13 protein-coding genes are annotated in these 12,385 nt (G+C 67.0%); 7 read left to right on the top strand and 6 right to left on the bottom strand.

The annotated features are described in order from the left end of the window. Positions 1-282: 282 nt before the first annotated feature. Both GFY24_RS15930 and GFY24_RS15925 read left to right on the top strand, forming a co-directional pair. A complete protein-coding gene (locus GFY24_RS15930) occupies positions 283-645 on the top strand; it encodes a hypothetical protein (protein ID WP_153805805.1) in 363 nt (120 codons plus the stop codon). Between the two features lie 134 nt (positions 646-779). Continuing rightward, a complete protein-coding gene (locus GFY24_RS15925; RefSeq protein ID WP_153805904.1) occupies positions 780-1,442 on the top strand; it encodes an HNH endonuclease family protein in 663 nt (220 codons plus the stop codon). A gap of 95 nt (positions 1,443-1,537) precedes the next feature. Here the strand turns inward: GFY24_RS15925 and GFY24_RS15920 are convergent, their stop codons facing one another. From GFY24_RS15920 to GFY24_RS15910, 3 genes are all read right to left on the bottom strand, one after another. Beyond that, on the bottom strand, positions 1,538-2,350 hold the full coding sequence (locus tag GFY24_RS15920; protein WP_153805903.1) for a sulfurtransferase: 813 nt from the start codon (positions 2,348-2,350) through the stop codon (positions 1,538-1,540). Between the two features lie 70 nt (positions 2,351-2,420). After that, positions 2,421-3,629: a benzoate/H(+) symporter BenE family transporter gene (locus GFY24_RS15915; protein WP_153805804.1), complete on the bottom strand. Its 1,209-nt coding sequence runs from the start codon at positions 3,627-3,629 to the stop codon at positions 2,421-2,423. A gap of 70 nt (positions 3,630-3,699) precedes the next feature. Further along, positions 3,700-4,242: an Lrp/AsnC family transcriptional regulator gene (locus GFY24_RS15910; RefSeq protein WP_153805803.1), complete on the bottom strand. Its 543-nt coding sequence runs from the start codon at positions 4,240-4,242 to the stop codon at positions 3,700-3,702. Positions 4,243-4,422: 180 nt separating this feature from the next. Between GFY24_RS15910 and pdhA the strand changes: the two genes are divergently transcribed. From pdhA to GFY24_RS15895, 3 genes are read left to right on the top strand one after another with little or no spacing between them, the layout of a single operon-like run. Continuing rightward, positions 4,423-5,502 (top strand): pyruvate dehydrogenase (acetyl-transferring) E1 component subunit alpha, encoded by a 1,080-nt coding sequence (gene pdhA, locus GFY24_RS15905; protein ID WP_153805802.1) that lies wholly within the window; start codon positions 4,423-4,425, stop codon positions 5,500-5,502. Continuing rightward, positions 5,499-6,482, top strand: coding sequence for an alpha-ketoacid dehydrogenase subunit beta (locus GFY24_RS15900; protein WP_153805801.1), 984 nt, complete (start codon positions 5,499-5,501; stop codon positions 6,480-6,482). The genes pdhA and GFY24_RS15900 overlap by 4 nt, the downstream gene beginning before the upstream one ends. 46 nt (positions 6,483-6,528) lie before the next feature. Next, a complete protein-coding gene (locus GFY24_RS15895; protein ID WP_153805800.1) occupies positions 6,529-7,932 on the top strand; it encodes a dihydrolipoamide acetyltransferase family protein in 1,404 nt (467 codons plus the stop codon). 6 nt (positions 7,933-7,938) lie between these two features. Here the strand turns inward: GFY24_RS15895 and GFY24_RS15890 are convergent, their stop codons facing one another. After that, positions 7,939-8,355, bottom strand: a complete 417-nt coding sequence (locus GFY24_RS15890; RefSeq protein ID WP_153805902.1) for a thioesterase family protein — start codon at positions 8,353-8,355, stop codon at positions 7,939-7,941. 174 nt (positions 8,356-8,529) lie between these two features. Next, positions 8,530-9,486 (bottom strand): AraC family transcriptional regulator, encoded by a 957-nt coding sequence (locus tag GFY24_RS15885; RefSeq protein ID WP_153805799.1) that lies wholly within the window; start codon positions 9,484-9,486, stop codon positions 8,530-8,532. A 74-nt stretch (positions 9,487-9,560) separates the two neighbouring features. On the opposite strand from GFY24_RS15885, the gene GFY24_RS15880 reads away from it, so the two are divergent. Then, positions 9,561-10,418 (top strand): NAD(P)H-binding protein, encoded by an 858-nt coding sequence (locus tag GFY24_RS15880; RefSeq protein ID WP_153805798.1) that lies wholly within the window; start codon positions 9,561-9,563, stop codon positions 10,416-10,418. 136 nt (positions 10,419-10,554) lie between these two features. After that, positions 10,555-11,844 carry an MFS transporter gene (locus tag GFY24_RS15875; RefSeq protein ID WP_153805797.1) on the top strand — a complete coding sequence of 430 codons (1,290 nt, stop codon included), beginning with the start codon at positions 10,555-10,557 and terminating at the stop codon, positions 11,842-11,844. Here the strand turns inward: GFY24_RS15875 and GFY24_RS15870 are convergent. Then, positions 11,841-12,371: a MarR family winged helix-turn-helix transcriptional regulator gene (locus tag GFY24_RS15870; protein ID WP_153805796.1), complete on the bottom strand. Its 531-nt coding sequence runs from the start codon at positions 12,369-12,371 to the stop codon at positions 11,841-11,843. The genes GFY24_RS15875 and GFY24_RS15870 overlap by 4 nt on opposite strands. Between the last annotated feature and the right edge of the window lie 14 nt (positions 12,372-12,385).

The following is a 12,385-nucleotide window of genomic DNA, read 5'->3' as shown; positions in this document are numbered from 1 at the left end:
CACCCATGCGCTGCCATGCGCGCATCGGTCGGGAAAGCCGGACGAACCGGTCACGAGGGTTCGATCCGTAATCCCGCGAATCACGACCCCTACCGGGTCTTTATTTCTGCCACGAACCAAGACATACTGATATAACCCCAGGTCACCGCATACGGCGGTGTCGGCTGTGCGTATCGACAGTGAAGCCGGAGTGCGCATTGACAGCCGGGCGGGGCGCATCCTGATAACACCGCGACTCAATCCGGAGCCGTGGCACATTCGAGACCGAGGGAGGCCGTGAAGATGACGATCCTGCTCCAAGTGCTAGAGCAGTCCTTCACGCCGACAACGCCGTGGGAACGACGCAAATTCACATTCGTGGACACGACAAAAATCGTGGACATGCGCCTGGACGGCCAAGCCGGGGTGTGGCTCGATCTATCCCGACCAGGGGAATCCCAGCGTCTGGCGCGCACCCTGGAGGCGCGCGACGCCATTACATTTCTGCTCACCACCTTCGCCAAGATCGCCGAATGCGAGGAGCGCGGCGGATCCTGGCTCATCGGACATGACGGGATAAGGCCCGAATCCATTGCGGCCATGCGGTTCCCGCCACAGCTCACCGAGACCGCGGCGGACGATCTGCTCGCACACGCCTGGTTGTAATTCTTTTCTCCGGCGCGCCGGGGTGCGAAGTCGCGCGGATACGCGACCAGCCCGGTGCACTCGGGTACATCTGAGATGTGCGGTCCATCGGGACGACATCACGGCTGATTCTCGCGACGCTCGGCGCCGCGGTCATGGTGCTGACCACCACCGGGTGCGAGGTGATCGGCCCGCAGGTGCCGCCGGCGCCGGGGAGTCCCAGTCGGGTACACCTCGAACAATTGCTGGACGTGGTGCGCACCGTGCCCAAGCGGGTGTGGCCGGGCGGGTACGAGCGCGGTTGTAAAGCCGGGCAGCGCTGCGTCTTCGGGCCGGCGTGGACCGATGATCAGGACGGTCCGGGCGGGCATGACGGGTGCGATACCCGCAATAATGTTCTCGCCCGCCAGCTTTCGGGTGCGGCCTTCCGTTCCGGTGGCAAGGATTGCGTTGTCGTGGGCGGCACCCTGGATGATCCCTACACCGGTACGCGTATCACCTTCGACAAGGCCGATGCCCAAGCCGTGCAGATCGACCATGTCTTCCCACTGGCGGCGGCCTGGGATCTGGGTGCGTCGGGCTGGACGCCACAGCTCCGCCTGCGCTTCGCCAACGACCTCGATATGGAGTTGCTGGCCGTCGACGGAAAAGCCAACCAGGACAAGGGTGATCGCACCCCCGCCGACTGGCTCCCACCCGCCCGCGCCAACCACTGCTTCTACGCGGGCAAGTACCTCACCGTCGCCATCCGCTACGACCTACCCCTGACAAAAGCCGATCAGACCGCCCTACGCGGGATCGCGCGCCACTGCCCCTGATCGGCGCGGCCCACCCGTCATCCCGGCGGCAGGCTCTGCCTCGTCATACCGGCATTTTTTTGGCCGGGATCCACCCCACAGCGCCGCGTGAACCGTCAACGCCCTGTGGCGACAGGGCGTTCGGGGTCGTTGGACCATTGCGACCAGGAGCCGGGGTAGAGGGCGGCGTCGATGCCCGCTACCGCGAGGGCGGCGACCTGGTGGGCGGCGGTGACGCCGGAGCCGCAGTAGACCGCCACCGGTCCGGAGCCGAATTCGGTGAAGCGCGAACGCAATTCGTCGAGGGGCTTGAAAGTGCCTTCGGTGGTGAGGTTTTCGGCGGTCGGCGCACTGACCGCGCCCGGAATATGGCCCGCGCGTGGATCGATGGGCTCGACCTCGCCGCGGTAGCGTTCGCCCGCACGGGCATCGAGCAGCAGGCCGCTCCAGCCGGCGGCGGCGTCGGCGTCGACAACCGGCATTCCGCCGGGGGTCAGCAGCACGTCGCCGGGTTCGGGATCGGGCTCCTCGCCCGCGATCACCTTGCCGCCCACACGTTCCCAGGCCGGCAGGCCGCCGTCGAGAATGCGCACCCCGGCCACGCCCGCCCAGCGCAGCAGCCACCAGGCGCGCGCGGCGGCCATGCCACCGGTCGCGTCGTAGGCGACGACCGTGTCACCGGTGCGCACACCCCAGCTGCGAGCACATTTCTGCAGGTGTGCGAGGTCGGGCATGGGGTGACGGCCCTTGGCGGGCGAGGGCGGATCGGCGAGTTCGGTCTCCAGGTCGACGAAGACCGCGCCCGGAATATGACCGTCCAAATAGTGCTGCGGCCCATCGGGATCGCCCAGCGCCCACCGCACATCCAGCAGACGTATCCGGGAATCCCCGTCGGCGAGCCGCTCTCGCAGCTCCTCGGCCGAAATCAGCACCGCGCTCAACCCAACTCCTCTTCGCAGAATCTCCACTCCGAAAATCAGACGCCCCCACCCTACTGCGCTATTCGACGCGCGGTCGGAGCATCCAGCGGACCAGCAGACCTGCGACCAGAGCCCAGAAGGCCGCGCCGATACCGAGGAGGGTGACGCCGGAGGCGGCCACCAGGAAGGTGAGGGCGGAAGAGGAGCGGTGTTCGGCGGGGGTCAGGGCGGCGGTGAGGGCGGCCGCGAGAGTCGCGATGAGAGCAAGGCCCGCAACGGTTTCCAGGACACCCTTGGGAGCCGCGGCCACGAAGGTCACCAGGGCGCCGGAGGCCAGGGCCAGCAGCAGGTAGGTGCAGCCCGCGGTGGTGGCGGCGATCCAGCGGCGCTTGGGGTCCGGGTGCGCGGCGGGCGCGGCGGCGAGGGCGGCGCTCACGGCGGCGAGGTTGATGGCGTGGCCACCCGCCGGTGCACCGAGCATGGTGCCGAGGCCGGTGACGGTCATGGCCGAACGCCACGGCACCTTGTATCCGAAGGAGCTCATGACGGCGGTGCCGGGAATGTTCTGCGCGGCCATGGTTACCACGTAGAGGGGTATCGCCACACCGATCAGCGCCTGAAAACTCCAGTGCGGCATGGTCAATTCGATGCGCGGGGCCATGGCGGCCCACTCCAGGCCGCGGTGCGTCACCGCGATATCGATACCCGCGCCGACCGCCGCGACCGCGAAGGCCGCCGGTACTGCCCAGCGCGCGGCGAACTTCTGCAGGATCAGCCAGGTGGCGATTACCGGCACCACCACTGCCGGGCTGACGGTCAGCGCCTTCATCGGCGCGAGGCACAGCGGCAGCAGCACACCCGCGAGCATGGCCTGCGCGATCTCCACCGGAATGGCCGCGATGAGCGCGCCGAGCCGCTGCCAGAATCCGGTCAGCACAATGAGAATGCCCGCGACCGCGAACGCGCCCACCGCCGCCGCCCAGCCGCCCGAGACCGCGCCCGTACTGGCCAGCAGTGCCGCACCCGGCGTCGACCAGGCCAGGGTGATCGGCATGCGATAGCGCAGGCTCAACAGCAGAATGCCCACCGCCATGGTCACCGAGACGGCCATGAGTCCCGAAGCCGCCTGTGCCGCAGTCGCTCCCATGGCATCGAGCCCGGCCAGCACCACCGCGAAGGAGCTCGTGAAACCGACCAGCGCGGTGACGATTCCGGCCCCGATGGGCTGGCCGAGACCCGCCTCGGGAGTGACGTCGATGGCCGGAGTGTCGGCGGTGGTAGTGCTCATCGAGTCATGGTCCCGGTCCAGTCGGCCTCGGGTCACCAGCCAATCCACCGAAACTGGACTGAAATTCGCGCTAGAGGTCCGCGGTCGGACCGGGCGTGGCGCCTATCGCACCCACGTCGTCATTCGCGCCGACGAGTCGGTCGAGCAGTGGCGAGGTGCGCGGGCCGACCAGCGAGCGCATGATCAGCGCCATATTGGTGCGTTCCACCCCCGGAATCTTCAAGATATGCCCGGCGATCCGGTACAGATCGTCGGCATCCTGTGCCACCACCCGCACGGTCAGATCGGTCGGCCCGGTCATTCCACACACCTCGGTGACCTCGGCGATCTCCGCCAATTCGCCTACCACCGTATCGAGTTGATGCTGATCCACGACCACTGCCACGAAGGCTGCCAGGGGATAGCCGAGCGCTCGCGGATCCACTCGCCGCTCGAAGCTCGCCAGTACCCTGTTCGCCTCCCAGCGCGCCAGTCTGGCCTGCACGGTATTTCGGGAAAGACCAAGGCGCGCAGCCAATTCCACCCCGGTAGCGCGCGGATTGGCCACCAGTTCCAGCAGTAGCCGGGCGTCGGTGGCATCAAGTGTCCCGGTCAGCGGCTCCCTACTGGACATGAGAGACAGTATGACACGCCGCATCCGACGCTGACCGAGCATTCTGCGCAGTTTTGCCCGCAATACTTGCGCAGTTAGCTCGATAGAGGATGCTGGTGATACAGGACACACATCGTTGTTCACGGGACACAATCCCACCGAGATAACGGTGTACCCGGTGTTTCCCAGGAGGCGATACCCATGCCCGAGAAGAACACCTACCCGGTGCAACTCGTCCAGCCCGACGGCCGCCGCGTGCTCGATCGCACGCACTCCCCCTTGGTCGCCGATATCGGTGTCGACCGATTGCGCGCCATGTATCTGGATATGGTCGTGGCCCGGCGCATAGATACCGAGGCGACCGCGCTGCAACGCCAGGGCCAACTCGGATTGTGGCCGCCACTGCTCGGCCAGGAAGCCGCGCAGATCGGCTCGGCGCACGCACTGCTCCCCGACGATTACGTGTTCTGCTCCTATCGCGAGGCGGGCGTCGCCTACTGCCGCGGCATTCCGCCCGAACTGCTGACCCCACTCTGGCGCGGTGTCGCGCACTCCTGCTGGGATGCGGACGAATACAAGATGACCAATCCGGCGATCGTGGTCGGGTCGCAGGGATTACACGCCACCGGCTACGCCTACGCCGCCCATCTCGAGGGCGCGGAGATCGCCACCATCGCCTACTTCGGCGACGGGGCCACCAGTCAGGGCGATATCGCCGAGGCGCTCGGTTTCGCCGCCGCCTGGAGTGCACCCGTGGTGTTCTTCTGCCAGAACAATCATTGGGCCATCAGCGCTCCGGTACGCGTACAGAGTGCGACACCCATCGCGCGGCGCGCACTCGGCTACGGGATTCCCGGTGTGCAGGTGGACGGTAATGACGCGCTCGCCGTGCTGGCCGTGACCCGGCAGGCACTCATGCGCGCCCGCGCCGGCGGTGGGCCCTCGTTCATCGAGGCCATCACCTATCGCATGGGACCGCACACCACCGCCGACGATCCCACCCGGTACCGCACCGCCGCCGAACTCGAGGTGTGGCGGCAGCGCGATCCCCTGGATCGGATGAAACGACTGCTGCAGCGGGAAGACATGTGGGACAGCGATTTCGAACAGGAGGTCGTGGTCGCGGCCGATGCGGTCGCGGCCCGGCTGCGCAGCGCCACGCTCTCGATGCCAGATCCCGAACCCCTGGAACTCTTCGATCACGTCTACGCCACCCCGCATCGCCTGATCGAACAGGAACGGCGCGAGTACGCCGCCTATCTGGAGGGAGTCCGGTCATGAAAACCACCTTCGCCGGGGCCATCAATTTCGGACTGCGCCGGGCACTCGAGGATGATCCGAAAGTCCTTCTCATGGGTGAGGACATCGGGCGGCTCGGCGGCGTCTTCCGGGTGACCGACACACTGCAGAAGGACTTCGGCAACAATCGCGTCATGGATACGCCGCTGGCCGAATCCGGAATCATCGGAACGGCTTTCGGAATGGCACTACGCGGATTGCGGCCGGTGTGCGAAATACAGTTCGACGGATTCGTGTACCCGGCGTTCGATCAGATTGTCAGTCAGGTGGCGAAGATCCACTATCGGACGAAGGGAAAAGTGGTCGCGCCCATCACCATTCGTATTCCGTTCGGTGGCGGGATCGGCTCGGTGGAGCATCACTCCGAATCACCGGAGGCGTATTTCGCGCATACCGCCGGACTGCGGGTGGTGTCGCCGAGTAATCCGGCGGACGCGTATCTGATGATCCGCCAGGCCGTCGCACTCGATGATCCGGTGATCTTCTTCGAACCCAAGCGGCGGTATTGGGACAAGGCCGAGGTGGATTTCGAACGACTCGATCAAGGTGGCGGGCTCGCGCTGGACCAGGCGCGGGTGTGTACGCAGGGTACGGATGCGACGGTGGTCGCGTACGGCGGAACCGTCGCCACCGCGCTGACGGCCGCCGATATCGCTGCGGCCGAAGGACATTCGCTGGAGGTGATCGATCTGCGGAGCCTGTCGCCGATCGACTTCGACACCATCGCGGCATCGGTTCGCAAAACCGGTCGGTTGATCATTGTCCATGAGGCACCGGTATTCGGCGGACTCGGCGCGGAGATCGCCGCGCGCATCACCGAAAAATGCTTCTATCAATTGGAAGCACCCGTACTACGGGTCGGCGGCTTCGACATCCCCTATCCCCCCGCTAAGCTCGAACGGCACCACCTGCCCGACCCCGACCGCATTCTTGCCGCGGTCGATCGCACGCTCGCCGCCTAACGGTCATGCCTTCGGAGGAAGCTCGGTGGAAGAACAGCGTCAAGTAATGGAATTCGCATTGCCGGATCTCGGTGAGGGATTGGCCGATGCCGAATTGGTGTCCTGGACGGTGCAGGTCGGCGATACGGTGGAATTGAACCAGGTCATCGCCGAGGTCGAAACCGCGAAAGCACGGGTGGCACTGCCCAGCCCATACGCCGGGACGGTACTGGAATTACTCGCGAGCCCCGGGGATACGGTGCTCGTGGGCGCACCGCTCATTCGCATCGGTAGCGCGCTGACCGCCCAGCAGGTGAACGCCGACACGCGGGCCGAGCGGCTGTACGGGAGCACGGACGCCCAGGCGGAGCAGACAGCCGCGAGCCCGGATGCCATGTCCCGGAGCTCAGCTCAGGAGGCACCGGCCGAACGGCAGTCCGTACTCGTCGGATACGGGCCGGACACCGAACAGGTTTCGCGGCGGGCACGTACGGCCGCATCGAAACTCGCCGCGCCCGTGGGTGAGTCGACGGCCGGGTCCGCCTTCGGGACCGATATGGGACGGCCCGCCGCGACCCCCGGAGCACGCAAGCTCGCCCGGGAGATCGGCGTCGATCTGAGCGGGATCGCCGGCAGCGGACCGGAAGGCGCTGTGACCGTTGATGATCTGCGCACCGCAGGAGGCCGTGCGGGCGAACACATTCCGATCCACACCGCGCCGCCGGTACCGCCCATGCATGCCATGAGCGGTCCCCGAGCCACCCCCGCCGAACGCGAAACCCGAACGCCCATAACCGGAATCCGTAAGCGCACCGCCGCCGCCATGGTGTCCAGCGCGCAGCATATTCCGCAGGCGAGCACCTTCGTCACCACCGATTTCACCGGCTCCATGGAGCTGCTGGACCATCTGCGCGCCACGCCCACCTTCGCCGGGCTGACACTCACCCCGCTGGCGCTGGTCGCCAAGGCGACCCTGGTGGCGCTGACCGAATTCCCGGAGCTGAACTCCTCCTGGGACGAGGCGAACCAGGAGATCATCACCAAGCACTACGTGAACCTGGGGATAGCCGTCGCCACCGAGCGCGGGCTCATGGTCCCCAATCTGAAGGACGCGCACTCGCACACCCTGCGCGATCTCTGCATGGAGATCGGCGATATCGCACACGCCGCCCGCAGCGGGTCGGCCACCCCCGCCGACCTCACCGGCGGCACCTTCACCATCACCAATATCGGCGTCTTCGGCGTCGATACCGGTGTCCCCCTGGTGAATCCGGGCGAGGCGGCGATCCTGTGCCTGGGCTCCATCCGCAAACGCCCGTGGGTGCATCGCGACGAATTGGCGATCCGCTGGGTGACCACCCTGGGCCTGAGCTTCGACCACCGCCTCATGGACGGTGAACAGGGCTCCCGCTTCCTCGCCAATATCGCCGCCCTACTGGAGGACCCTCTCACCCTCCTCGGCCGCGTCTGACGGGGGCTAACCGACCACCAGAGGCTCGGCGGCGGCGCGGATGACGGCGGGAATCGGGACCGGCTTGCGGGTTTCGTCGTCCACATAGACGTGGACGAAGGTGCCCGTGGCGGCCAGGTCCAGGGAGTCGCCGTTGTCCCGGAAGATGGCCAGATCGTAGGCGATGCTCGAATTGCCCAGGCGGGCAATGCGAATGCCCACCTGCAGCTGGTCCGGGAAGCTGATCGAGCCCACGAAGGTGCAGGAGGTCTGGGCTACCACGCCGATCGCGGGTAGATCGCGGATATCGGTTCCGGTGGCATGGATCAGCCACGCGTTCACGGCCGTATCGAAGTAGCTGTAGTACGTCACATTATTGACGTGGCCGTAGTGGTCGTTATCGGCCCAGCGGGTCGGCACGGGCCACAGCACGGGGTAGTCCAGATCACTCACTGTGCCTATTTTGCCCTCCGCTTCGCTGCGGGCGAGTTCGCGGCCCCGGGAGTCCCGTTTCTTCCCTCCCTCCGCTCCTCCGCTTCGCTTCCCGTGTCCGCTCCAAGCGCGGGGAGGCGGAGCGCAGTCCAGAAACGGGACGGGCCGCGAACTTTGGGTAGGTTCTCAGGCCGTGCGCTGGTCGGGGGCGTTGCGGTGGTCGCGGGGGCTGATGCCGTGATGGCGTTTGAAGGCGGTGCTGAGGGCGAAGGCGCTGCCGTAGCCGACTCGGCGGGCGATGGATTCCAGGGTGGCGTCGGATTCGTGCAGCAGATCGGCGGCCAGGGCCAGCCGCCAGTCGGTGAGGAATGCCATCGGTGGTTCGCCGACCAGTTCGGTGAAGCGGCGAGCCAGGGCGGCTCGGGAGACGCCCACTTCCGAGGCCAGGGAGGCGACGGTCCAGGCGTGCGCGGGATTGTGCTGCATCAGGCGCAGGGCCTTGCCGACCAGGGGGTCGCCGTAGGCGTGGTACCAGGCTGGGGCATCGGCTCGGGCGAACCAGGCGCGCAGGGTGGCGATCAGGAGCAGGTCCAGCAGGCGGTCGAGCATCGCGCCTTGGGCGGGAAGGTCCTTGGCGGATTCGTCGACCAGCAGGTCCAGGACTCGGGAGTCGACTTCGCCGCGGCTCAGTATCGCGATCGGCGGCAGGGCGCGCAGTAGGCGACGGCTGGCGGCGGATTCCTGCTCGTAGGTGCCGGTGACCAGCACGGTCTGGGCGTCGGAGCTGGTGCCCCAACTGCGGATGCCCAGGCTCAGGGTTTCGCACAGCACCTCACCGTCGGGGGTGGTGGTGATCTGGCCCGGATGGATGATCACCTGCGGTTCGGTGCCCGGATCGTCGGCGACGGTGTAATGGTCGGGCCCCCGGAAGAGCGCGATATCGCCCGCGCGCAATCGGCGCGGCGGAGTCGGCTTGCCGCCCTTGGGGTCCGGCAGAATCCAGCCGCCACCGCGCACCATCGCCACCAGGGTCAGCGGGGCCTCGTCCCGAATGCGTAGCGACCACGGTGGGTCGAATGAGGAGCGCATGACGAAAGCCGCCCGCGCACGTGGTCCTTCGAGCAGGCTGGCCAACGCATCCATGGGTAAGACGATGGCAAATGCCGGTGCGCTTCTCAACCATGTTCGCGCTCACGGATTCTCGATGTAATTGTGTCATGACGAACAAAGACATCCTGAACAGCGAAAACACCATTCTGGTCCTCGGCGGCACCGGTAAAACCGGTAGCCGGGTGGCGGCCCGCTTGACGGCCCTGGGCGCGCCCGTGCGGATCGGTTCCCGTACGGCCACAGTCCCGTTCGACTGGACGGACCGGGAGACCTGGGGGCCCGTACTGGCCGGAGTCGGCGCGGTGTACCTGTCCTATCAACCGGATCTGGCGGTGCCGAGCGCGGCCGCCGATATCAAGGCGCTGACCGTACGGGCAGCCGCCGCTGGGGTGCGTCGCATCGTGCTGCTGTCGGGTCGCGGTGAGCCCGAGGCGCTGGAATGCGAAGCGATCGTTCGGGATTCGGGGCTGGAGTGGACCGTGGTGCGCTGCGCGTTCTTCGCGCAGAACTTCAGCGAGGGCGCGTTCGCGGATTACATTCTGGCGGGCGAGGTGGCCTTGCCCTCGGGTGATGTGCCCGAACCGTTCGTGGATGCCGACGATATCGCCGATGTGGCGGTGGCCGCGCTGACCGAGGACACCCATATCGGCGAGGTGTACGAGCTCACCGGTCCGCGCGCGCTGACCTTCGCCGAGGCGACCGCCGAGATCACCCGGGCGCTCGGCCGGGAGATCGCCTTCATCCCGCTGTCCCGCACGGATTTCGTTGCGGCCCTGACCTCTTACGGTGTCCCCGCCGATGAGGTGAGCCTGCTCGACTACCTGTTCGGCACCATTCTGGACGGGCGCAATTCGCACACCACCGACGGTGTTTTTCGCGCGCTCGGCCGCAAGCCCCGGAATTTCGCCGAATACGCCCGCGACGTGGCACTTTCCGGTGTCTGGTCGGTCACAGCGGATGCGTAATCTGTCGGTGCCCGGGCATACAATCAGTACGAAACAGGTTGTACTACAGGGTTTTCGGATCACAGCCCGGAGCGTCGATGAAGCCGCGAAAGGTTGTGGCTGACGAGGAGCTGCCGATCCCGGTAGCGTCGTGCCGATGGTCGCCACGACGCCCGCTCCTCCGATCCGGAACGCACGTATCGCCCTGTTCGTGGTCTTCGGACTGAACGGGATGCTGGCCGCGCTGTGGATCGTGCACATCCCGGCCGTCACCGAGCGGACCGGGGTGTCACACAGCCTGCTGGGCATGCTCATCCTGCTCTCGGCGGGCTTCGCCATTATCGGCATGCAGGCCGCCGGTCCGCTGGCCGACCGATTCGGCAGCCGCATCCTGACTGCCACCGCCGCCACCCTGCTCTCACTGGCATTGATCGGCCCGGGACTGGCGACCAGCCCCGTCACCCTCGCAATAGCCTTGGCGGCCTTGGGAATCGGCATGGGCATGCTCGACGTCTCGATGAATGCCCAGGCCGTGCATATCGAGCGCGCCTATGCCCGGCCGATCATGTCGGCCTTCCATGCCTTCTTCTCCCTCGGCGGGTTGGCCGGGTCGCTCGCCGGGGCGGCCGCCCAGCGCGCGCACTGGAGTATCCACACCACCCTCGCGGTCTCTGCCGCGGTGGGTCTGGCTCTCGTGGCGATCTGCACACCGCGCCTGCTTCCGCACGTGCGCGCGACCCCAGCGGGCGAAAGTGCCACTCCCCCAACGGAAGACGACGCTGCCGGACTTGACGCGGCAATGGACGGGCAGCCGATCGGTAGCGAAGAAGGCCTCTCGGCACGCCGGGATCGTGCGGCCGTCGGCGCGGAGCTCGAGACCGCCACGCGTGCGGACTTCTCTCGAAAAGTGCTGGTATTGGGCGTGATTGCGTTCGCCGTCCTGATGTCGGAAGGCGTAGCGGCGGATTGGAGCGCACTGCAACTCCGCGATCGACTCGGCGTGGATGTCGGCAGCGCCGCACTGGCGTATGTCGCGTTCTCCACCACCATGACCGCCGGGCGACTGGTGGCCGATCGGGTGAGCGGGAAGATCGGCCGGGTTGCGGTGGTGCGGTGGGGAACTGCGCTGGGGGCCTTCGGATTCGGGCTGATCGCCGTCTCCGGATGGCTACCGCTGACCTTGCTCGGGTGGGCGCTGGTCGGGATCGGCCTCTCCGGGGCGGTGCCGCAGGTGTTCACTGCCGCAGGGAATTTGGGCTCGGCCACGGCCGCGACGGATATGTCGCGGGTTGTCGGGCTCGGCTATCTGGGACTGCTCGCGGGCCCGGCCATCATCGGCTGGCTCACCAAGCTGGTGCCCCTGACGGCGGCCATGGCGGTGCCACTGACGGCACTGCTGTTGTGCGCGTGGGCAGCTGGAGCGGTGCGGACGAGAACCGAGTCCTAGTCGGTGCGGGGTTCGCGGGCTGATGCGCCCAGGTCTCCCATTTGTTCGGCGTGGGCCAGGAAGCCGTCGACCATGCGGTGGTTGAGGACCGCGAGGGCCTCGAGGTCTTCGGTGGTCCAGTCGGACAGGGCCTCGGTCATCCAGTGGCGCAGGACGTCTCGGACGGCGTCGACGGCGCGGCGGCCGGCCGGGGTGGGGCAGACGCGTTGGGCGCGGCGGTCGTCGGGGTCGGTGACTCGTTCCACGTAGCCCGCTTTTTCCAGGCGCTGGATCTGGCGGCTGACATGTGGGGCCTCGACATCGAGGCGGGTGGCGAGTTCGCCGAGGCGCATGGGTTCGGCGGCGTCGGCGAGTACGCGCAGGAGTGGGACACTGGCCCGATCCATGGTGATTCCGCACTTGGCCATGGCGAGGTCGTGGCGGCGAAAGCGCGTGAGCAGGTACGTGACGCGGGCCAGTGCGCCTTCGAGTTCCACGATGTGAGCTGCGTCAACTTGGTGGACAGAGGTGGCTTCCGGCGGGGACATGTGGTTATCTTACG

Source organism: Nocardia sp. SYP-A9097 (genome assembly GCF_009649815.1).
Classification (GTDB): Bacteria; Actinomycetota; Actinomycetes; order Mycobacteriales; family Mycobacteriaceae; genus Nocardia.
The sequence above is the reverse complement of the archived record's forward strand: the minus strand, read 5'-3'. Positions and strand labels throughout refer to the sequence as shown.